The 23,125-nt window shown below is 52.9% G+C and carries 17 protein-coding genes; all 17 read right to left on the bottom strand.

Annotation, left to right across the window (positions count from 1 at the left end):
• Positions 1-82: 82 nt before the first annotated feature.
• Complete coding sequence (locus tag KK062_RS21255; RefSeq protein ID WP_254086366.1) at positions 83-1,243, bottom strand: 2-isopropylmalate synthase; 1,161 nt, start codon at positions 1,241-1,243, stop codon at positions 83-85.
• Between the two features lie 61 nt (positions 1,244-1,304).
• Positions 1,305-2,405, bottom strand: coding sequence for a 3-isopropylmalate dehydrogenase (gene leuB, locus KK062_RS21250; protein WP_254086365.1), 1,101 nt, complete (start codon positions 2,403-2,405; stop codon positions 1,305-1,307).
• A gap of 50 nt (positions 2,406-2,455) precedes the next feature.
• A complete protein-coding gene (gene leuD, locus KK062_RS21245) occupies positions 2,456-3,043 on the bottom strand; it encodes a 3-isopropylmalate dehydratase small subunit (RefSeq protein WP_254086364.1) in 588 nt (195 codons plus the stop codon).
• Positions 3,044-3,102: 59 nt separating this feature from the next.
• Positions 3,103-4,509 carry a 3-isopropylmalate dehydratase large subunit gene (gene leuC, locus KK062_RS21240; RefSeq protein WP_254086363.1) on the bottom strand — a complete coding sequence of 469 codons (1,407 nt, stop codon included), beginning with the start codon at positions 4,507-4,509 and terminating at the stop codon, positions 3,103-3,105.
• 553 nt (positions 4,510-5,062) lie between these two features.
• A complete protein-coding gene (locus KK062_RS21235; RefSeq protein ID WP_254086362.1) occupies positions 5,063-6,799 on the bottom strand; it encodes a hypothetical protein in 1,737 nt (578 codons plus the stop codon).
• Positions 6,800-6,950: 151 nt separating this feature from the next.
• A complete protein-coding gene (gene ilvA / locus KK062_RS21230) occupies positions 6,951-8,204 on the bottom strand; it encodes a threonine ammonia-lyase IlvA (protein WP_254086361.1) in 1,254 nt (417 codons plus the stop codon).
• 54 nt (positions 8,205-8,258) lie between these two features.
• On the bottom strand, positions 8,259-9,332 hold the full coding sequence (gene ilvC / locus KK062_RS21225) for a ketol-acid reductoisomerase (RefSeq protein ID WP_254086360.1): 1,074 nt from the start codon (positions 9,330-9,332) through the stop codon (positions 8,259-8,261).
• Between the two features lie 54 nt (positions 9,333-9,386).
• A complete protein-coding gene (locus tag KK062_RS21220; protein ID WP_254086359.1) occupies positions 9,387-9,683 on the bottom strand; it encodes an ACT domain-containing protein in 297 nt (98 codons plus the stop codon).
• 30 nt (positions 9,684-9,713) lie between these two features.
• Positions 9,714-11,480: a biosynthetic-type acetolactate synthase large subunit gene (gene ilvB / locus KK062_RS21215; RefSeq protein ID WP_254086358.1), complete on the bottom strand. Its 1,767-nt coding sequence runs from the start codon at positions 11,478-11,480 to the stop codon at positions 9,714-9,716.
• Entirely contained in the window at positions 11,455-13,140 is a 1,686-nt protein-coding gene (gene ilvD, locus KK062_RS21210) for a dihydroxy-acid dehydratase (RefSeq protein WP_254086357.1), read from the bottom strand. Before ilvD ends, ilvB begins: the two co-directional genes overlap by 26 nt.
• A gap of 140 nt (positions 13,141-13,280) precedes the next feature.
• Complete coding sequence (locus KK062_RS21205; RefSeq protein ID WP_254086356.1) at positions 13,281-14,168, bottom strand: branched-chain amino acid transaminase; 888 nt, start codon at positions 14,166-14,168, stop codon at positions 13,281-13,283.
• An 87-nt stretch (positions 14,169-14,255) separates the two neighbouring features.
• The gene (locus tag KK062_RS30790; RefSeq protein ID WP_262899281.1) at positions 14,256-14,378 is read right to left on the bottom strand and encodes a hypothetical protein; all 123 of its coding nucleotides are present in this window, start codon (positions 14,376-14,378) and stop codon (positions 14,256-14,258) included.
• Positions 14,379-14,698: 320 nt separating this feature from the next.
• A complete protein-coding gene (locus tag KK062_RS21200) occupies positions 14,699-17,182 on the bottom strand; it encodes an ABC transporter permease (protein WP_254086355.1) in 2,484 nt (827 codons plus the stop codon).
• Between the two features lie 583 nt (positions 17,183-17,765).
• Positions 17,766-19,070 carry a pyridoxal phosphate-dependent aminotransferase gene (locus tag KK062_RS21195; protein WP_254086354.1) on the bottom strand — a complete coding sequence of 435 codons (1,305 nt, stop codon included), beginning with the start codon at positions 19,068-19,070 and terminating at the stop codon, positions 17,766-17,768.
• Between the two features lie 164 nt (positions 19,071-19,234).
• A complete protein-coding gene (locus KK062_RS21190; protein ID WP_254086353.1) occupies positions 19,235-20,944 on the bottom strand; it encodes a GMC oxidoreductase in 1,710 nt (569 codons plus the stop codon).
• The gene (locus KK062_RS21185; RefSeq protein ID WP_254086352.1) at positions 20,941-21,516 is read right to left on the bottom strand and encodes a gluconate 2-dehydrogenase subunit 3 family protein; all 576 of its coding nucleotides are present in this window, start codon (positions 21,514-21,516) and stop codon (positions 20,941-20,943) included. The genes KK062_RS21190 and KK062_RS21185 overlap by 4 nt, the downstream gene beginning before the upstream one ends.
• 105 nt (positions 21,517-21,621) lie before the next feature.
• Positions 21,622-23,043, bottom strand: a complete 1,422-nt coding sequence (gene rlmD / locus KK062_RS21180; RefSeq protein WP_254086351.1) for a 23S rRNA (uracil(1939)-C(5))-methyltransferase RlmD — start codon at positions 23,041-23,043, stop codon at positions 21,622-21,624.
• Positions 23,044-23,125: the final 82 nt, after the last annotated feature.

The raw sequence follows: 23,125 nt of genomic DNA, 5'->3' as shown, positions 1-23,125 counted from the left end.
TAGCGGAAAGCAACGGAACCAACAAAAAGGCATCACCTTGCGATGATGCCTTTCGGGTTTGGGAGGTTTGGCTTGAAAAAGATTATTTCTGTACCAGCAGCGGCGTGTTGGCTGCCAGGGTCATTAGATCTTCGTCGTTGACATTTTTCTTTTCGTCGGCTACCGTCAGGAACGCTTCGTACAGCTGGTCCAGCTCCGGCTTGCTCGGCTGGTAGCCCAGCAGCTCCAGGCGGTGCTTCAGTGCGGCACGACCGCTTCGGGCGGTCAGTACGATCGATGATGTCGGCACGCCTACGTCCGAAGGGTTGATGATCTCGTAGTTCTCCGAGTTTTTCAGGAAGCCGTCCTGGTGGATACCGGACGAGTGTGCAAACGCATTAGCCCCCACGATGGCTTTGTTCGGCTGCACGGGCATACGCATCAGGTCAGACACCAGGTTGCTGACACCGTACAGGCGCTCGGAGACAATGTTGGTATGCAAGTCCAGATCTTTGTGCGTGCGGATGATCATCGCTATTTCTTCCAGCGACGTGTTGCCTGCGCGCTCACCGATACCGTTAATGGTCACTTCGGCCTGACCGGCGCCGGCAATGAGGCCGGCCATGGTGTTGGCGGTCGCCATACCCAGGTCGTTGTGGCAGTGTACGGAGATCGTCGCTTTGTGTATATTCTTTACGTGCTCGAACAGGTATTGTATGCGTTTGCCATACAGGTGTGGCAGGCAGTAGCCTGTCGTGTCGGGAATGTTTACTACGTCGGCACCGGCAGCAATAACGGCCTCCACCATCTGCGCCAGGAAGGCCAGGTCGGCACGGCCGGCGTCTTCGGCAAAGAACTCGACTTCATAGCCTTTGGCCTTGGCATAGCTCACGGCCCATACGCCTTGCTCGAGTACTTTCTCGCGGCTGCTGTTGAATTTGGTCTTGATGTGGATATCCGACGAGCCAATGCCGGTGTGAATCCGACCACGTTTGGCGTGGTGCAGGGCTTCGGCGGCTACATCGATATCTTCCTTTTTAGACCGGGTCAGCGCACAGACGCCGATGCTCACCGCTTTGGAGAGCTCCACCACGGAAAGAAAGTCACCCGGGCTCGAAATAGGGAAACCGGCTTCAATCACATCCACACCGAGTAGCTCGAGCTCCCGTGCTATGACGACCTTTTCTTCGGTTGACAATTGACAGCCGGGCACTTGCTCGCCATCGCGCAGCGTAGTGTCGAAGATTTCAATTTTTCTGCTCATTGGTTTGGAATAAGACTTTTGATGTTCGTTTTATATTGTGGTGGCGTCTGTGTTCGTATTGTTATACCGCTACCTGGCAGTTCACCAGCATGCGGGCGTTGTTGCATACTACGTTGCCCATCACTTCCGTACCCAGGATCTTCTCGTGGGCGGTGTTCGCATCGGCAATGTCACGGGTGCGGTATCCTTCGCGCAGTGTCTTCTCCACCGCTTTGATCACCGCTTCTGATTCTTCTTTTAACCCAAAAGAGATATCCAGCAGCAAAGCCGCCGACAGGATGGACGCGAGCGGGTTGGCAATGCCTTTACCGGTAATGTCGTGCGCGCTGCCGTGGATCGGCTCGTATAGCCCGACGGTGTCACCGATGGATGCCGAGGCCAGCATGCCCATGGAACCGGCGATCTGCGAGGCCTCGTCGGTGAGGATATCGCCAAACAGGTTGCCTGTCACCACCACGTCAAAACCGCGCGGGTTTTGGATCAGCTTCATGGCAGCAGCGTCTACAAACATATGCTCTACTTCTACGTCCGGATATTGACGTGCTACGTCTTGTACCACCTCGCGCCACAAGCGTGAGCTTTCCAGTACGTTGGCTTTGTCGACAGAAGTAACTTTTTTACCGCGGGTCAGTGCCGCCTTGAAGGCTTTGTGCGCGATGCGCTCTACTTCATAACGCGAGTAGATCATCGTATCGTATGCCGTCTTGCCTTCGTCTTTGCGGCCGCGCTCGCCGAAGTATACATCGCCGGTCAGCTCGCGGAAGAAAAGTATATCCGCACCTTTCAGAATCTCCGGCTTAATGCTGGATGCTTCGAGCAGCTCATCAAATAATTTGATGGGACGCAGGTTGGCATAGAGGCCCAGCTCCTTACGCATCTTCAGCAAACCTTGCTCCGGGCGAACTTTGGCGGACGGATCGTTGTCGTATTTCGGGTGTCCTACCGCGCCGAACAATATCGCGTCGCAGTTCTTCATCTTCTCCAGCGATGTATCGGGAAGCGGGCTGCCGGTCGCTTCAATGGCTTCGTGGCCGATCGTAGCGTAGTCGAATACAAACTGGTGGCCGAAACATTCGGCTACCTGCTCCAGCACTTTCTTGCCACAGGCCGTCACTTCTTTTCCAATGCCGTCGCCGGGAAGGATTACGATTTTCTTTTTCATTGTTCTTACAGGCTTGCCGCCGGGCAGCAAGTATCGGTTTAGGTTATGGTTTAGTGTACTGCATCAAACTGGCGGATCTCTTCGCGCAGGCTGAGGAGGTAGTCAATGTCGTCGTACCCGTTGGTGAGGCACGTTTTCTTGTAGGCATTGATATCAAAGGATTCCGATGTACCGTCGGCCAGGGTTACGCGCTGGTTTTGGAGGTCTACCGTAATGGCTGTATGCGGGTCTTTTTCGATTAAGGCAAACACGCTTTTCAGAAACGCATCGGATACCTGGATCGGCAGCGTTGCGTTGTTCAACGCATTGTTTTTAAAGATGTCGGCAAAGAAGCTCGAGATCACCACGCGAAAGCCGTAGTCGGCAATCGCCCACGCGGCGTGCTCGCGGCTGCTACCACAGCCAAAGTTCTTGCCGGCTACCAGAATCTTGCCGGTGTAGGTCTTGTCATTCAATACAAAGTCCGCCTTCGGCGTGTCGTCGGCGTTGTAGCGCCAGTCGCGGAAGAGGTTGTCGCCAAATCCCTCGCGCGTGGTGGCTTTCAAAAAGCGCGCAGGAATGATCTGGTCGGTATCAATATTTTCGATCGGCAGGGGTACTGCCGAGCTTTTTAATGTGGTGAATTTTTCTTTCGACATAAAATACTTTTTAGGGCTCCTGTCTTACTTGTTCACGTTTCGTTTCTCCTCAGGAGGAATTATACCAGGCTCCGTACGTCTGTTACTTTACCCGTGATGGCTGCCGCAGCGGCGCTGAGCGGACTGGCGAGGAACGTGCGGGACTTAGGGCCCTGACGCCCTTCGAAGTTTCGGTTAGACGTACTGATGCAATATTTACCCGCGGGAATCTTATCTTCGTTCATACCCAGGCACGCCGAGCAACCGGGCTGACGCAATTGAAATCCTGCTGCTTCAAATACTTTGTCAAGACCTTCCAGACGGGCTTGCTCTTCCACTTGTTTCGAGCCGGGCACAACCCACACCTCTACATTCTCGGCTTTCTTACGGCCTTTCACCAGCGCTGCTACAGCGCGCAGGTCTTCAATGCGGGCGTTGGTACAGCTGCCGATGAACACGTAGTCAATCGCCTTGCCCAACAGTTGTGAGCCGGGCTCGAGGCCCATATACTCCAGCGACTTCTTGAAAGAAGTCCGTTCGGATACATCTTTCAGCTCTTCTACGGTCGGGATGCGGTCCATTACTTTAATGCCCATGCCCGGGTTAGTACCGTAGGTGATCATGGGGGCGATGTCCGCGGCGTCGTATTTCAGTACTTCGTCGTATTGCGCACCTTCGTCGGTCTTCAGCTCTTTCCAGGCTTCTACCTGGCGGTCAAATTCAGCACCCTGCGGTGCGAACTTGCGGCCTTTGATATAGTTGAAGGTTGTTTCGTCGGGAGCGATCAGGCCACCGCGAGCACCCATTTCAATGCTCATGTTACAGATCGTCATACGCGCTTCCATCGAGAGGTTGCGAATGGCGTCGCCGGCATACTCCACGAAATAACCCGTGGCGCCGCTGGCAGAGATCTTCGCGATCACGTACAGGATGATGTCTTTTGCTACCACGCCTTTGCCGAGGGTTCCGTTGATCTCGATCCGCATGGTTTTGGGGCGGTATTGCAGAATGCACTGCGTGGACAGCACCTGTTCTACTTCGCTGGTACCAATGCCAAAGGCGATGTTGCCAAACGCGCCGTGGGTGGACGTGTGGCTGTCGCCGCAGACGATGGTCATGCCGGGCAGGGTGAGGCCCAGCTCGGGGCCAATGATGTGTACGATGCCCTGGTACGGGTGGCCCAGGTCATAGAGCGTAATGCCAAATTCGGCGGTGTTCTTGCGCAACGTTTCTACCTGGTGGCGGGAAAGCGCTTCTTTGATGGGCAGGTGCTGATCCAACGTAGGCACGTTGTGGTCGGGCACTGCGGTGGTACGGCTGGGGTTAAACACGGAAATACCGCGCTTACGCAGGCCGTCAAATGCCTGGGGGCTGGTTACTTCGTGAATGAAATGACGGTCGATGAACACCACATCCGGATAGCCTTCGCTTTTCTTCACCACGTGCGCGTCCCAGAGCTTGTCGAACAGTGTTTTTGGTTGACTCATTTTTGTTTTCGTGTCTGTAAAATCCATTAGCTTTTCCTGAAAATCCCGAAGCAGTAACAACTGTTAGTTTGTTCCAGTCTAAAAAAAACGAAACCGTCCCGAGGGTATCGGGACGGTGACGATTGCTTTCGATATTTTCTATTTCATTCAGGCCCAAGCCTGTCTGTTTTGTCAATGTAAAATCAACGAGGGTTCTTGTACACGAAGATCACAAAAGTTAGGGCGTGCATCAACGAATTGTTAACATTTTTTTATGATTCCTAACAATCAGTAGGTAGTATAGTATAGTAATATGAACCCTGCGTTGATATTTAACACGGGAATGGAGGAAGTAGTTCGCTATGTTTTCGGGCGTTTGAAATGCAGAGTGTGGGAGCGAGAGTGAAGACTGTTTTTAGAGGATGGCCCCGCGGCGGGGTTATCTTCTAAAACAGAAAAGGTGCCCCAAGCTTCTGCGGGTGCAACTAGCAGGAACAGGCTCTGGATTGTTCTGCCGGCGCAACCCGCTTTGCATCGGGACACCATTTTCGTAAAGAGGGTCTGCTCTTGTCTTTTATTTTTTTGACATGTCGATCATGCCAAGATAAATATAATTACCAGACTTGCTAAAAAGGCCTAAGCCCGCGCGATCTTCGCCAATCACCAGCAAACCGTTGCTATTGTTGTACGGCACGTAGCGAATATCCTGGCGCAGGAAGAAGTCCTTTTTTCCTTTCGCCCCATCACCCGTCTCAATCACTTGCCCCATGGTGTTGCTCTCGAGATCGATCCGGCCGATCAGCAATTGCTCACGCGGCGTATAGGTTGTAACCGACGAGCCCGAGAAGTAATAGCGCTGCGTCGCCTTGTCCACTTTTGTCACCAGGCCCGTCATCCAGTAGGCCGACTTGCCGTCTGCGCCCAGGAAGATGTTGGAGCTCGACGCACGTGTGGCCGGCGAGCTTACCGGGTCGGTGGCGTTCGACAAACCACCTTTCGCAGGCGAGTCGATGCTGTACAGTTTTTTCAGATCGCCTTTGCCGTTAAAGTGCAGCACCATGAAGTCCTTGTAGACAAACTGGTGGCTCTTGAAGTTCTTATTCACCATCTGCGCCATCACCATGATGTCGCCGTTCCCGGCGGTCTCCAGGCCCGTCACCTGCAGGCGGCCGCCATCGTATTCTCTGGCCTTCTTCTGTCCTGCAGGAGCCACCGTCTTGGTGGCCATTTCCTCCAGGTTCGGGGCGGTAACAAAATCTACTTTACCGCCTTTGATCGTTACCAGCTGGAAGTTGTCAAAACCCTTGGAATCTTCGGCCGGATTGTAATTCTTCAGGTTACCATAGGCATCTGACGGCTTCTTGATGCGGAAGCCCGCACCGTAGATCGTCACGACACCGTCTTTGTCGTATACACCCTCGATCTGCCAACGCGAGGACTTCGTATCAAAGGTGACCTGCTCTTTTACCTCGCCCTGCGGCGAGATACGCACATAAGTATATTCTGTCGGTTTCTCCGAGGCATTCTTAACACCCGCGCCATCAAACGGCGCGAAGATGGCTACGTAGTCACCGTGGTAGAGGTCTTCGTCGGAAGTTCCCGCGAATGTATACCGCCCGGAGAAGATGTTCCATTGCGGTTTGTCAAACTTGATCTGCGTCGTGCTGACGATGTCCAGGTTTGTATTAACACGCAGAATGCTGTACTCCTCCTGCATCTTGTTGTAGTTCGCGCCGCCATATTTAGGCGATACCAGGGCCAGTACTTCGCCGTTCTCGTCGTTGTCGAAGTGGCTGCGGTAGAAAAACTTTTTACCGTCTTCACCCTTCGGTTTCAGTTTGTCGGTTACGTTCACTTTCGTTTTGTAACCGCCCGAAAACCAGCTCCAGTAGTTGGTAATCTCTTTGCGCTTAAACACCAGGTTACCCATCATGTTGGGCTCGGCAGTCACGCCGACAACCGTCTCGACTTCTTCGTTGCGGAATTTGAACCAGCTGTGTTTGCTTTTAAGATCCTTAGGCTTGTCGTACTCTTCTTTCTCCGAGGTCTTGAAGGTCAGGTCAAAATCAAAAATATACTTTTCCATTTTGATCTTCTTGGCCTTAGTGGCCGTGACGAAGTAGAGCCTGATTTCGCGTTGCGCTTCATCCATCTCCACGTTGCCCAGGTACCCCTGTTCGGCTTTGTTTGAGATGGCGTAGGCGGTTTCACGCGCCATGTAGCTGTCCTGGGCAAGTGCCCATGCTACGCTACCGAGCATCAGGCATAGCGCCAGCGTTGCGTGCCGGAGGCATCGAGTAATGATCTTCATAAGGTTTTTTTTGTTATGAAGTAAAATTCGATGGCCTGCGCACCCCATTCAATACGACGATCTACGTATTTTAACTGGCAGCACCGCAATTCGCTACCTACGTACCTCCACGAAGATTGTTTGCGTAGAGGTACGTTGTAGCATAGTGGTTTTAGACTAAGTATTCGAAGAGGTTCTCGTTCTGGTTCACAAGTGTATAGTTCAGCTTGTGGCTATCCATACGGGCAATAAGTGTATTAAAATCATCTTTCGATTTCAACTCGATGCCGATCAGGGCCGGCCCCGATTCTTTGTTGTGTTTCTGGATAAATTCAAACCGCACGATGTCGTCCGTCGGCCCCAGGATCTCGTTCACGAATTGCTTCAACGCTCCGGGGCGTTGCGCAAAGCGCACAATGAAGTAATGTTTTAGTCCTTCGTACAGCAGCGAGCGTTCTTTGATCTCCTGCATGCGGTCGATGTCGTTGTTCCCGCCGCTCAGGATACACACGACCTTCTTACCCCGTATTTGGTCGGCATATTGTTCCAGTGCCGCGATAGACAATGCACCGGCCGGCTCGGCCACAATAGCATCTTCGTTGTAGAGCTGGAGAATGGTCGTGCTGACTTTGCCTTCCGGCACCAGCAGCATATCGGACAGCAAATCTTTGCTCAATGCGAAGGTCAGGTCGCCTACCTTTTTCACCGCAGCGCCGTCTACAAAACGCTGAATAGTATCCAGCACCACGGGGTGACCAGCCTTCAGCGCTTCTTTCATAGACGGTGCGCCCAGGGGCTCCACACCGATGATCTTTGTCTTTGGAGAAAATAGTTTAAAGTACTGGCCCACGCCGGCGCACAAACCGCCGCCACCAATGGGCACAAACATATAGTCGATGTCGCTCAGCTCGTCGAGGACTTCTTTACCAACAGTACCTTGCCCTTCAATCACCTTCAGGTGGTCGAACGGCGGAATAAACACCATGTTGTTCGCTTGCGTGAAGACCAGGGCATGCGCCTGGCATTCGTCAAACGTATCGCCAATCAGTACGATCTCGATGTTCTCACCACCGAACATTTTTACCTGGTTGATCTTCTGCTTGGGCGTAATGGCCGGCATATAGATCACCCCTTTAATGTCCAGCTGGCGGCACGAGAAGGCTACGCCTTGCGCGTGGTTGCCGGCACTGGCGCAGACCACGCCACGCTGGCGCTGGTCGGTGGTCAGGCTTTGAATGAGATTATAGGCGCCCCGCAGCTTGTAAGAGCGCACTACTTGCAGGTCTTCGCGCTTGAGGTATATCTCCGCTTTAAATTTCTCAGAAAGCTTCCGGTGAAACTGCAACGGGGTTTTCAACACTACCGACTTGAGCACGGCAGCGGCGGCGTTGACATCGAGGCTTTCCGTTTGTTTATCTGATACCATGGTCTTGTTATAAAAACAATGTGCAGGTATTTTTTACCTGCACATTGATCTGAATTATGAGTTGATCATGCTGGCTTCCACCTGGTTCTTTTCAGGTCTCAGCTGGCGCACCGCGGCGCCTGCTTGCCAGAGCTCGCTTTCGCGAAGCTCTTTCAGCTCTTCGGCAAGCTTCTCGCGGTAATCTGGCTTGCTGCAGGTGTCGATCGTACGTCTTGCTTCTTCACCGGTCGCTACGCTCTTGTACAGTTCCTGGAACACAGGCAACGTAGCGGCTTTGAATTTTTTCTTCCAGTCGAGCGCACCGCGCTGAGCGGTAGTCGAGCAGTTGGCATACATCCAGTCCATACCGTTCTCGGCTACGAGCGGCATCAGGCTTTGTGTCAGCTCTTCTACCGTCTCGTTGAATGCTTCTGAAGGTGAGTGACCGTTGGCACGCAATACTTCGTATTGTGCTTCGAAGATACCGGCGATAGCGCCCATCAGCGTACCACGCTCGCCGGAAAGGTCAGAGTATACTTCTTTTTTGAAATCCGTTTGGAACAGGTAGCCTGAGCCTACACCGATACCGAGGGCAATAGCCTTCTGTGTAGCGTTGCCGGTGGCGTCCTGGAATACAGCATAGCTCGAGTTAATACCTTTACCTTGCAAGAACAGGCGGCGTACCGAAGTACCCGAACCTTTCGGTGCAGCCAGTACTACGTCAATATCGGCCGGAGGGATGATGCCGGTCTGGTCTTTGAAGGTGATACCAAAGCCGTGTGAGAAATACAGCGTCTTGCCTTTGGTCAGGAAAGGCTTGATGGTAGGCCACAGGGCAATCTGGCCGGCGTCTGAGAGCAGGAACTCGAGGATCGTACCACGCTTGGCAGCTTCTTCGATCTCGAACAGCGTCTCGCCAGGAACCCAACCGTGCTCAACTGCTTTGTCCCAGGTTTTAGAACCCTTGCGTTGTCCCACGATCACTTTAAATCCGTTGTCGCGCAGGTTCAACGCCTGTGCAGGGCCTTGCACGCCATATCCGATAATGGCAATGGTTTCGTTCTTCAATACGTCCAGGGCCTTTTCCATCGGAAATTCTTCCCGTGTTACTACTTCTTCTATGGTTCCGCCAAAATTAATCTTAGCCATTGTCTATGTGTTTAATTGTTTATGTTTTACAGTTAAAATAGGTGCTTCGGAATGCTATGCGTTTTCAATCGCACTGTGTTTTGCGCTCAGCTCGCAGTACAATGCGCTGCCGGTATAATACAGCGCCTGCTCTACTTCGATGAGTTTTTCTACCTGGTGTTTTACTTTTTCCATCATGTCTTCCGTCGCCACCAGCAGCAGTACCGCGGTACCACGACGAAAATCATCTTCGGCTTCGTGGGCGAGCAGCCGCTTAATGCGTACCCGCCGACGGTTCAGGATATTGACGATCCGGTTGATCACCGAAAAGTTGTTATCCGAATGTATCTCTAATGTGAAATCCTGTTTCATGTCTCAGTCTTTGATCTAACTCCGTCGGGTCTATTTACAGTCTTCCGGCGCTTCCAGCAGCACATCGGCGACACCGGCACCCGCCGGTACCATCGGGAATACGTTGTCTTCTTTGCCCACCACTACTTCCAGGAAGTACGAGGTTTTCGAAGCCAGCATTTCTTTCAGAGCATCGTGTAAGTCTTCGCGTGCCTCCACCTTGCGGGCCTGGATGCTATAGGCCTGGGCCAGCATGATGAAGTTCGGGTTGGTCATTTCGGTAAACGAATACCGCTTGCCGTGGAACAGCTGCTGCCACTGGCGCACCATGCCCAGGAAATTGTTGTTCAGTACCATCACCTTCACAGCAATGTTGTATTGCATGATGGTGCCCAGCTCTTGCAATGTCATTTGGAAACCACCATCACCAATGACAGCCACCACTTGCTTCAGCGGCATCGCCATCTTGGCGCCGAGTGCTGCCGGCAGGGCAAAGCCCATCGTGCCCGCACCGCCCGACGTGACGTTGCTGCGCGGGTTCTTGTATTGATAGTAGCGGGAGGTGACCATCTGATGCTGCCCTACGTCTGTCACCACAATGGCCTCACCATTGGAATATTTCGTGAGATTGCTGATCACCTCACCCATGGTGATCTTCCCTGACGGATTACACTCGGGGTGAATGACTTTATCGAATTCGATCTTGTTCAGTTTGTGGAAGCTGTCCACCCAGTCGATATGCTTGGCCACGTTGCACTTCGGTAACAGCGCTTGCAACGCCTCCTTCGCATCGGCATGTACAAAGGCTTCGGTCAGGATGATCTTGTTGATCTCCGCCTTGTCAATGTCGATGTGTACGACCTTCGCTTGCTTGGCATATTTGCTGACGTTACCGGTTACACGGTCGTCAAAGCGCATGCCGATGCCGATCAGCACATCGCACTCATTGGTGTTCAGATTGGGGCCGTAGTTGCCGTGCATGCCCAGGTAGCCCACATAGTTCGGATGGTCGGCCGGGAAACCTCCCAGGCCAAGCAACGTACAGGCCACTGGTATACCGGTCTTTTCCGAGAAGGCTACCAGCGCGTCTGTCGCACCCGACAGCAGTACACCTTGTCCCGCCAGGATATAGGGACGCTTCGCACCATTGATGATCTCCGCGGCCTTGTCGACTTGTGCTGCCTGCAGCACCGGCTTCGGTTTATAGGTACGGATGTGTTCGCACTTTTCGTACGGTTGCTCCGCGATCATTTCATTTTGTGCATTCTTGGTGATGTCGATCAACACCGGTCCGGGACGCCCCGTGTTGGCGATGTAGAAAGCCTTTGCCACCGCGGGCGCGATGTCTTTGGCTTCCGCCACCTGAATGTTCCACTTCGTGACGGGAAGGGTCGTGTTGACCACATCCGTTTCCTGGAAGGCATCCGTGCCCAGCAAGTGAGCAAACACCTGGCCTGTAATACAGACCAGCGGTGTCGAGTCGATCAGCGCATCCGCCAGTCCTGTTACCAGGTTGGTAGCGCCGGGACCGGACGTGGCAAATACCACACCCGTGCGGCCCGATACGCGGGCGAAACCCTGGGCGGCATGTATGGCGCCTTGTTCGTGGCGCACCAGGATATGATTGAGGCGGTCGGCATAGCCGTACAACGCATCGTATACCGGCATAATGGCCCCACCCGGGTAACCAAAAATTATATCAACACCTTCCGACACGAGCGAGTTGAGCAGCACTTCCGATCCGGTGATCTTCTTGGCGGTTTCAACCTCGCTGGTTACAGCTACGGCAGGCTTATTCTTCGTCAGTAACGCATCCATCAGCAGCAGTTTTTACTTGTTTAGCATACTTCCATAAAACTCCATTCTTAACGTTCAGCGCGGGTTGCTTCCACGCTGCTCTGCGCACGGCTATCGTTTTATCATCCACCAACAGGTTGATGGAATGACCCTTAATATCGATCTCTATCAGGTCGTCGTCTTCTACCAGGGCGATGAGGCCACCGGCGAAAGCTTCCGGCACGATGTGTCCGATCACAAATCCGTGGGAGCCGCCGGAAAAGCGACCGTCGGTGATCATGGCCACGTTTTTGCCAAGGCCGGAGCCCATAATGGCTGACGTGGGCTTGAGCATTTCGGGCATGCCGGGGGCGCCTTTCGGTCCTACGTAGCGGATTACCACTACGTCGCCGGATTTTACGCGACCATTCTGAATGCCGTCGATCAATTCAAACTCGCCGTTGAAGACACGGGCCGGACCTTTGAAGCGCTCGCCTTCCTTACCGGTGATCTTGGCGACTGAGCCTTTTTCGGCCAGGTTGCCATAGAGAATCTGCAAGTGAGCGGTGGGCTTGAGTGGTGTCTCTACCGGATAAATAACATTGTTTTCACCGAAGACGAGGCTCGGGGCATCTTTTACATTTTCGGCGAGGGTCTTCCCTGTTACGGTGATACAGTCGCCGTGGAGGAAACCTTTTTCCAACAAATATTTCAATACCGACGACATGCCACCGATCTTGTGCAGTGCGCCCATGAGGTGCGTGCCGCTGGGCTTGAAATCAGCGAGCAGCGGTATACGGTCCGAGATCTTCTGGAAGTCGTCCTGCGTCAGCGCGACGTCTACGGCTTTGGCCATAGCGATGAGGTGGAGGACGGCGTTTGTGGAGCCGCCGGTGGCCATGACCACGGTAATGGCGTTTTCAAAGGCCTTACGCGTCATGATGTCGCGGGGCTTGAGGTCAAGCTTCAGCAGATTGTAAATCGCCTGACCCGCAGCAGCACATTCATCTTTCTTCGACTGATCCACCGCCGGGTTCGACGACGAGTTCGGCAACGACATGCCCATGGCTTCGATCGCCGAAGCCATCGTGTTGGCAGTATACATCCCGCCACAGGCGCCGGCGCCGGGGCAAGAGTTTTTGATGATGCCTTTGTAGTCTTCGTCGCTGAGGTTGCCTGCGAGTTTTTTACCGAGGGCCTCGAACGACGAAATGATGTTCAGTTCCTGGCCCTTGTAGTGGCCACCGGCAATCGTGCCGCCGTATACCATAATCGCAGGACGGTTCAACCGGCCCATGGCGATCAACGCACCGGGCATGTTTTTGTCGCAGCCCATGATCGCGACGAGGCCGTCATAATATTGTGCACCACACACCGCCTCAATCGAGTCGGCAATGATATCACGGCTCACCAGTGAATAACGCATACCCGCCGTACCGTTGCTGATGCCGTCGCTTACCCCGATGGTGTTAAAGACTAATCCTACCAGATCGCTCGCCCACACTGACTTCTTCACATCCTGCGCCAGTCCGTTGAGGTGCATGTTGCAGGTATTGCCGTCGAAGCCCGTGCTCACGATGCCTACCTGCGCCTTCTGCATGTCTTCGTCCGTCAGACCAATGCCGTAAAGCATTGCCTGTGCGGCAGGTAACGTCGGATCCTGGGTCAGTGTCTTGCTGTACTTATTCAATTCTGTACTCACGTTGTTGACTCTATGATGAAACTTAGTTTAAAAAATTTTCTCCCCTGCTGATCACTCTTCCCCTATAACCTTCCGGTTACTCGTGGACGGCAGGAGTATTCCGAGCTTGAATACTCCGCCTCCACGGACCATCTGGTTGTCTAGATGATGACGTAGCTAAATGATTTCTCCAATACTTGACATTTGTAAGCTTCCTGCACGGTCGCCCCTAAGCTGTCAAACCATTCTTTTTTAAAAGGTTTTGCATCAACGGACTCGATACCTACTATTTCGGCCGCGGTGCCACACAAAAACGCGCCGTCGGCTGCTTCCAGCTCTTCGGGACGGATTTGTTTTTCTTTCACCGGTATGTCGAGCTCACGGCAAATGTTTAGCACCGTTTGCCGCGTGATGCCCGGCAGAATATGGCCCAGCGCCGGCGTGTACAACACACCGTCTTTTTCCAGGAAGAAGTTGGCGCCGGGGGCTTCGGCGATGTTGCCGTTCATGTCGAGCATGAGGGCTTCGTCGTAGCCGCGTACTTTGGCTTCGCTGGTCGCCAGGATCGAGTTCACATAATGTCCGGTTACTTTGGCTTCCACCTTCAACGCACCCGGATTGGGGCGCTGATACGACGAGATGCACATCCGGAGGTGTTTGTCGCCGTGGTATTTGTCCCACTCCCACGCGCACATCATCAGGTATACTTCGTTCGTTTGCGTCAGCTGCATGTTGGCGCCGCTGTATACCAACGGACGGATGTAGGCGTCGGACAGGTCGTTTTTCTCTAACAGTTGATAGGCAATTTGTACCAGCTCTTCGGTTTCGTACTGAAACGGAATGCCGACCAGCGCGCAGCTTTTCTTGAGGCGCTCGAAGTGCTCGACGGCTTTGAAAACCTTCGTGCCGTTCATGGTCTGATAGGCACGGATTCCCTCGAACGCTCCGAAGCCATAGTGCAGTGTCTGACTGTACAGATCTATGTGGGCATCGACCGCCTTGATAAATTTCCCATTCAGGAAAAGGATCGTGTCTTTCGTGTAGTACATAATTTACAACTGTTAGTTTGTAGTTGCCTGTATAAAACAAAACCGCCCCGAGTAGTCGGGGCGGTTCGTGATATCTTGTTTAAAATCTTAAATCACCATCGCCCCTGCGGGTTTGACCACGAGGAGAATGACGACGATGACGAGCACAGTAACGCTGGTCAGCCCTGTGAGGCTTAACGATCGTTCGGTTATTTTTAGATCTTTCATCATAAAATTCTGTGCGAGTACAATTATCACGAATTATCATCTACTATTCAAGCAAACTTCCGGAAATGTTTCGAATCCAGCTCAAAAACGAATGTTAGGTTGACAGTTACTGGCTTTCGTTTGCGCGGATTGTCACCATTCCGCAAGCGTTTTCGGGAAACGCATTTTTGTTTCCTTAAAAGTTAAGGAAAGTATATAGGTTGATTGCTGAGCGAGTCGGTCTGTTAGGTCTTGACATAAAAAAAGCTGCCGGCGAACCGGCAGCCTTCTGCACATTTGAACTTTAACATTAACCTAAACTATCAATAACCACAACGTCAGGATCATTCATCTTTTAATACTGCCACAGGATTCATCAGCGCGGCTTTTAACACATGGTAGCCGGTGATGAGGATAGATGTCGCCAGCATACTGCCCGCCGCCAGGATAAAGGCCCAGGGCGTCAGCGGCACTCTGTACTGGAAGGTCTCGAGCCACTTTGTAAGTAGGTAAATGCACAACGGTGTCGCCATCAGCACCGATACCACGATCAGTACGGTATACTCGCGTACCACCAGCACCCAGATGCTCCAGACCGAGGCACCGACTACTTTGCGAATACCAATCTCTTTGGTGCGTTGCTCCAGGGTAAAAATGATCATGCCCAACAAGCCGAAGCAAGCGATCAGAATGGCCATTGCCGCGAAGATTGTTAAGGCACGGGCGAATTGCTCCTGTCCCTTGAACGCTTCGGCAAAAGCCTGATCCACGAACTCGTATTGGAACGGGGCGTCGCCGGCAAATACTTTCCATTCTTTCTCCAGCGATGCCAGTACGTTGCTCCATACGTCGGCTTGTCCAGCCTCCACCCGTACCACGGCAAACTGTTGCTGACTGGAATATGCCGATCCCTCCATGTGGAAGATGCCCATCGGCTGTACCGGTGCGGCCAGCGCCCAGTAGTGGAAATCTTTCACGACACCCACTACCTCGTACGTCTTCTCGATGCCCGGGTAGAATATTTTCTTGCCCAATACACTTTCGTCTACATTCCAGCCAAAGGCCTTCACCGCGTTCTCATTCAAAATGACGCGCTCTTTGTCGGCGGGTATATCTTTCGAGAAGTTGCGGCCCACCACGAGCTGCAGCTTCAGCGTGGATATATATTGTTCGTCTGCCTTTACATAGTTCAGCGAAGAAGTTTTATCGGTATGGCCTTCTGCCTGAAACTGGTCGCCATCGTACAGGCGCGGCGGTACCGAGGTAGACCAGGCCACTTCCTCTACATGCGGAATGTTCTTGAGCGCATGCGCGAATGTTTTTCTGTCTTTAATCCATTCACCGCGTTTTACCACGACCAGGTTCTCGCGGTTAAAGCCTACGTCTTTGTTAGCCAGGAAGTGCAGTTGTTGGAATACCACTACCGTACAGACGATCAGCACCATCGAGATGGCAAACTGGAACATCACCAGACCGTTGCGCAGCACCTTGCCTTGCTTGCCGGTACGCAGGGTACCCTTCATCGCCTCTACGGGTGAGAAGCGGCTCAGGAAGATGGCGGGGTAGCTACCCGACAAGGCGCTCATGATCAGGATCAGTGCACCCAGCACCATGAGAATTTGAGGGTCCGTGAACAGGTTGAGATGAAGGTCGTTGCCCGTCAGTACGTTGAAGAGCGGCAATACCAGCTGCGCTGCCGCCAGGCCCATACCTGCCGCCAATACACAGAACATCAATGCCTCCACGAAGAAATGCACGGCCAATTGCAGGCGGTTCGACCCCAGGATCTTACGCAAGCTTGACTCTTTGATACGACGTGTATACTGCGCCGTCGATAAGTTCATGAAGTTGATGCACGAGAGCAACACGATAAAGATCTCAACACCCGACAGCACGTATAAAATCACGACGCTGCTGACGGTATTCAGGCGGTTATAGATATTGTCCGAGTATAAGCGAATGCTGGTAAGCGGCTGTGCGAACAGCTCCCACGAACGACCGCTTTTTGTATAGTCGTCGAAGGACTGGTTCATGGTGCGACGCAAGGTTGTTTCAGCATACTTGCGTGGAAGGATCGGCAGTTTGGCCGTGAGCGCTTCGGGTGAAGCATGTTTGTCGAGCAGTACAAAGGTCTCGAAGGTTGTCCAGATCCAGTTCCAGTCGGCCTTGGCGATATTTTCGAAGGTGTTCATAGACACCAGCATGTCGAAGTCGATATACGAGTTCGAGGGTACTTCTTTTACAATGCCCGTTACCTGGTATGTCACCAGGGCGCCATCGCCCTGCGGGCTCGTGTCTTTTACTTCGAGCAGTTTGCCCAGGGGGTCTTCGTCGCCGAAATAGCGGCGTGCGGCTTCTTCTGTCAGGACAATGCTCCGCGCCAGCGTCAAGGCTGTGGCAGCGTTGCCCTTTACAAGCGGGAAGGTGAAAACGGAAAGAAAGTTAGAGTCCACCGCCAGAATCTTGCTTTCATCAAAGGCATGCGCTTCGTGCTTCGTATCCGTATACGATACCAGGAAGTTGCCCGTCGGATGTACGCGTGTTACCTGCTCTACCTCCGGAATCTCGGCATCCAACGCATAGGCTACGCCCGGACCGGTGGAAGAGAACAGGTGGTCGTCGTTTTCGCCCCAGATGAAGGTCTGGTTGATGCGGTAGATGCGGTCGGCGTTTGCGTGAAAACGGTCATAGCTCACCTCGTGCTGCACATACAGGTAGATTAGCAAAGTGCTGACGATACCGGCCGTTAAGCCCAGCAGGTTGATGGCCGAAAATAGCTTTTGGCGCCGCATGTTGCGCAGAAAGAGAAGAACGTGGTATTTGATCATGGGGCGGAGATTTGATGAGACAGGGACCAAAGGTCGTACCAGTTGCTGAAAATCGTGTTTTTTAGCGATTAAGGCCCATTGTTACGTCTGAAAGACGTTCGATATTGTTACAGGATGTCCGATATCGAATACTTTTCTGCGGACAGTGCGCGGGGAAGCCGCACCATTATACTACGTACTGAGGAGTCAAATCATATAAGAAAGGCTGGCGCAAGTTTTAGTCCCAAGCGTTAGCGTAGGGGCGGAACTTGTGACTGGAACTGCCAGCAGTCTTAGACTGCCGAGTGCCCCGCAGCGGCAATTCGCCAATGGTCCACGCCTTTACCTGAGCCCACGTCGTAGTCACAAGTGCCCCGGAGCCTCAGGCTTGCAAGCAATACAACCTAGACACAATGGCAGGAATACCTTAGCCAAAGAGCACCCATGACGCTACAGAAACGCCATAAAATAGACAAATACAACAGAGAGATAGAGTAGGGATAAAGTATACTTAAAGTATACATAGAGTATACTTACTGTATGCCGGCAGTACCCTACGCCAGGAGTCTGCCAATCTGGCGCTTTTTTCAGAAAAAGCGATCACTCAGGACGCCAGGTATTCTACCAGGCCGTCGCGGATAGCCGTGAAGGTGCGGACGAGGGTATCTTCGTCTTCCTCCAGCAGCGTTACGCGGAAGCCTTGCAACTCGGAACAGAACGACGAGATCGGCACGACACAAACCCCTTTCGATCCCAGCAGGTAATAAACAAAGCGCTTGTCCTGTTGAATATTCTCCTGATTCACCCAGGCCTCTACCAAGGTTCGTACTTCGGCATTATCAATGCGCATCTGCTGATGCGGCTTCAGCACGCCTTCGCGGAAGATGATCGTGTTATAAAAAGCACCGAACGTTTCGTTGAAGGTTAGCTCCGGCACGGTGCCGAGAATGTCGGATATGATCTTACTGCGACGCCCGATGTTGGTGTTCGTAGCCTCGCGGTAGCCTTTAAAGCGTGGGTCGCCCAGGATCTTCGGAATCGCGAGCTGCGGCAGCTTCGTCGAGCACACCTCGATCATCTTGGCGTTGTCGAGCGCCTGGCAGAAGCGGTTGAAGTCCTGGTCTTTGTCGCGGTTGTAGTATTCCATCCAGCCGCAGCGTGACCCGGGCCACGGCATCTCCTTTGAGATGCCTTTCATGGAGATGCCCGGCACATCGCCAATGATCTCTGCGAGCGAATACGCGCGCGCCCCGTTGTAGGTAATGTTGATATAGATTTCGTCGGCTAATAAAAACAGGTTAAACTCTTTCGCGATGGCGACGATGCGCTGCAAGGTTTCCAGCGGGTATACCATGCCCGTCGGGTTGTCGGGGTTGATGATTAGGATGCCGACAACGTTGGGGTTGTATTTGATCTTGTTGTATAGATCGTCCAGGTCCGGGTACCATTTGTTATCCGGATCGAGCTTATACGTCAGCGGCTCGTGGGCTGCGTGGGCCGCTTCGGCGCTGGAATGCGTGGAGTATGCCGGCGAAGGACCGATGACGCGCGACGTGCGCGAGATGAACTGGTATGCTTTGGAGATGGCGTCGCCCAGGCCGTTGAAGAAACAGATATCATCGGCCGTAATCTGTACGCCGTCCATGGCGTTTGTCTGGCGGGCGAGGAATTCGCGCGTGGCCTGCATGCCTTTGGATGGACAATAGCTATAGGTATCGTCTTGCTTCATGAGGTCGGCGATGACGTCCTTGATCCACTGCGGCAGCTTGTGGTTCTTTTGAATGGGGTCGCCGATGTTCTCCCATGAAATGGCCACACCGAGCTTTTGCAGCTGGTCTGCCTTCTTTACGATCTCCCGGATTTCGTAGCTGAGCTCTTTTGCTCCTTCACTTAGCAGCTTTTGTCGCATACTCCAAAAAAAATTGAAAGGCGATGTTGAGAAGTTTGGAGAAAGGATTCAAGCAGATGGAGGATTTTATTTTTTTGAAAACAAGTGTTTGTTGGGAATAGCCAAAAAAATTGCCCCATGTCGTTAAACATGGGGCAATGAATATTTAAATCTTTCAGTTCTTCCTACAGCTCGTTTGCTTTCATCTGCTTCACCGCATAGTCTGCGGCGCGCGCCGTAAAGGCCATGTACGTCAACGATGGATTCTGCGTAGACGTAGATGTCATACACGCTCCATCCGTCACAAACACGTTTTTACACGCATGCACCTGGTTCCACTTGTTGAGTATCGATGTCTTCGGATCGTGGCCCATGCGGGCGCCGCCCATCTCGTGGATGTCGAGGCCAGGGGCCTGGTGGCTGTCGAAGGTTTGGATGTTGGTAAAGCCGGCTTTGCTATACATCTCGGAGATTTGTTCGAGATAGTCTTTTACCATTTTCTCGTCGTTGTCATCGTAGTCCATCGAGATCTTGAGCAGTGGCATGCCCCACGCATCTTTCTGGTCTTTGTCGAGGGCAACATAGCTGCTTTCCTTCGGAATCGTCTCCCCCATCATGTGTGAGCCTACGCTCCACATGCCGAGCGACGGATGTAAAATATTGTCTTTCAAGTCCGCCCCGATACCATCGAACGAGCGCTCGACGTGGCGAAAGGCCTGGAAGCCCGCAGCATAGCCACGCAGGAAGTTGGTCTCTTGTTTCTGTACGTTGCGGAAGCGTGGTATATAACATCCGTTGGGGCGATTGCCGGCTTTGGTATAGTCGGCGAAGCCTTCGTACTCAGCCGATACACGGGCGCGATAGTTGTGAAACGCCACATATTTACCCAGCACACCGCTGTCATTCCCGAGACCGTTCGGGAAACGGTTGGAGGTGGAGTTGAGGAGAAGAAGGTTTGTATTCATCGCAGCAGCATTGACGAAAATGATGCGTGCAAAGTATTCTGTAGTCGCCTTGGTTTCGGCGTCAATGACGCGTACACCGGTCGCACGACCTTTCTGTTCATCGTAAATGATAGAGTGTACCACCGAGTTTGGACGCAGTGTCATGTTACCGGTGCGTTCCGCCCAGGGTATCGTCGAGGCATTGCTGCTGAAGTAGCCGCCAAACGGACAGCCCCGCTGACACAAGTTACGGTGCTGGCACTTGGCGCGGCCTTGCTGCGCGTGGATCGGTTGTTGCTCGGTGATATGCGCGCAGCGGCCGACGATGATGTGACGATCTTTATAATTCTCTGCTACTTTCTCTTTGAAATAGCTTTCTACTTTGGTCATTTCCATCGGCGGCAGGAACTCGCCGTCGGGTAGTGCCGGGATGCCGTCTTTGTTACCGGAAATGCCGGCAAACTTTTCAACATAGCTATACCAGGGCTCGATGTCTTGATAACGGATCGGCCAGTCAACGACAAAGCCATCGCGCGCGGGACCTTCAAAGTCGAAGTTACTCCACCGTTGTGTCTGACGTGCCCAGAGCAGCGACTTGCCGCCCACCTGATAACCGCGGATCCAGTCGAACGGCTTGTCTTGTACATACGGGTGCTCCTGATCTTTCACAAAGAAGTGTGCGGCATCTTCGTTGAAGGCATAGCACTTGCTCACGATCGGGTTGGCATCTTTAACCTCCTTCGGCATTTGGCCGTAGTGCGGGAACTCCCACGGCTGCATGTTGGTGGTGGGGTAGTCCTTGAGGTGTTTTACGTCGCGGCCGCGTTCGAGCACGAGCGTCTTCAGACCTTTTTCCGTCAGCTCTTTGGCGGCCCAGCCGCCACTGATGCCGGAGCCGATGACGATCGCGTCGAAGGTATTTTGTTTGGTTGCGTCAATATTGGCGTTCATGCAAGAATCGTTTTGAGGTCGCTGTTGGCATCAATCTTCACTTCACCCGTAAACTTGCCGGGAATCATCTTATAGCCAAACACATTGGTCATGACATATTCGGAGCCGAGATAGCCGCGAATGGTAAGCTGGCGGAAGGGCTCGTAAAAAGCCTTGAGGTTGTCGTCGCTCTGCGCCGGCGTGGCCGTCTTGCCGGCTTCAATGGTCTGGAAGAATGCCTGCCACTCGGCCGGTGTGCAGTCTTCCGCGTCCTTGCCGGTTTTGTCGGCCAGGGCCTTTTGCGCTTGCGTCAGGCCGGCCATAAATTTCTTCTGGGCGTCGGCATCGAAGCAGTCGTCCATCATCCGCAATACATATTGGTGGATGTTGAGTTCTTTGGCACCAGGCGTATCGGTTTTGGGAATCAGCGCGTCGGTCATGGTTGCCAACAAATTTTCCTGCTGACCGCTCACCTGAAGCTTGTTTAATTTGATGGTGGCTTCGGTGGCCGCCTCCTTGCTGGTACAGTGCGGCAGAATGATCGCCGCCCCCGCTATCAACCCCAGTTGTTTTAATGCCGTTCTTCGTTGCATGTAATTTCAATCGTCTGCACTAAACTACTAATATTATAGATTTCCCTCTCCACCACCGGTAAAAAACAGTGTGAGTGTGAGCGCGAGAGCGAAATAGGGCGATATTTATCGCTTCCGGTCTAGTCGGACGACGTTTTCTACGTGCATCGTGTGAGGGAACATGTCCACCGGCTGCACCGCCGAAATCTCATATTTCTCCGACAACCACTTCAGATCGCGCGCCTGCGTTGCCGGATTACAGCTCACATACACAATCTTCTCCGGCTCTGCCTTTAACAACATCTTGCACACATCCTCGTGCATCCCCGCCCGCGGCGGATCCGTAATCACCGTATCCGGCCGCCCATGGGTTGACAGGAATTCATCGTCCAGCAGGTCCTTGATATCGCCTGCATAAAAATCGGTATTGGTAATACCATTGATCTGCGAGTTGACCTTCGCGTCATCAATTGCCGCCGCCACATATTCCAGACCCACAACTTTCCGCGCCTGGCCCGCCACAAAATTGGCAATGGTACCGGTGCCGGTATACAAATCATACACCAGCTCATGTCCTTTCAAGTCCGCCATCCTCCACGCAATCTTATACAGCTCAAACGCCTGATCCGAGTTTGTCTGATAGAACGACTTCGGCCCTACACGGAACTGCAGCACACCACTGCCGTCCGGCTTCGGCATTTGCTCCGTGATATAGGGATTGCCTTTCCAGGTAAGAATAGTAAGATCGGCAAACGTGTCGTTCTTCTTGCCGTTAATCACATATTGGAACGACGTAATCTGCGGGAAGTCACGCTCCAGGCGACGCAGAATCAGCTCTGTCCATTCCATCTTGTCGTAGACTACCTGCAAGATGATCATCGTCTCGCCCGTGGTAGCCGTACGGATTGTAACCGTACGCAGGAATCCGATCTGCTTGCGCAGATCGAAGAAGGGTATATTATTTTTTACAGCCTCATCTTTTACCACCAGCCGGATGGCGTCGGAGGGATCGGGTTGCAGGTGGCATTCCTTTACATCAAATACCAAATCGTATTTGCGCGGAATGTGATACCCCAGCGCCACTTCACCCTCTCCGGGTTTATTCTCATCGCTCATCTCTGCCCATGTGCGCCAGCGTTGCGCGGAGAATGTATAGTCGAGCTTGTTGCGGTAGAAGCGGGTTCTGGCCGAGGGGTGGATCGGCGTAAGCGGCGGCAGCGTGAGGCCCCCGAGACGTTCGAGGTTGTCGACTACCTGCTGTTGTTTGTAGTGCAGCTGGTTTTCGTATTGAATGTGCTGCCACGAGCAGCCACCGCACAGACCGAAGTGCATGCAGAACGGCTGCGCGCGGTCGGGTGACAGCTCGCGGATCTGCGTTACGCGGCCTTCCAGGTAGCTGCCTTTGATCTTGGTGAGGGCTGCATCGACCGTGTCGCCGGGTGCGCAGCCTTCCAGGAAAATCACTTTGCCGTCTACGTGCGAAACGCATTTGCCTTCAGAAGCCATGGTTTCGACTACAATATTTTCGATTACGTCGCCTTTTCGCATAAAGGCGCAAAAATACAAACTGGCGGGGGTTTTCCCCCTCGTCCTGATTCTCTATCTTTAACATTCCCGAACCGGCATGTGT

The sequence above is a fragment of the Dawidia cretensis genome, from assembly GCF_018598175.1.
Taxonomy (GTDB): Bacteria; Bacteroidota; Bacteroidia; order Cytophagales; family Cyclobacteriaceae; genus Ohtaekwangia; species Ohtaekwangia cretensis.
This window is presented reverse-complemented; position numbering and strand designations above follow the sequence as displayed.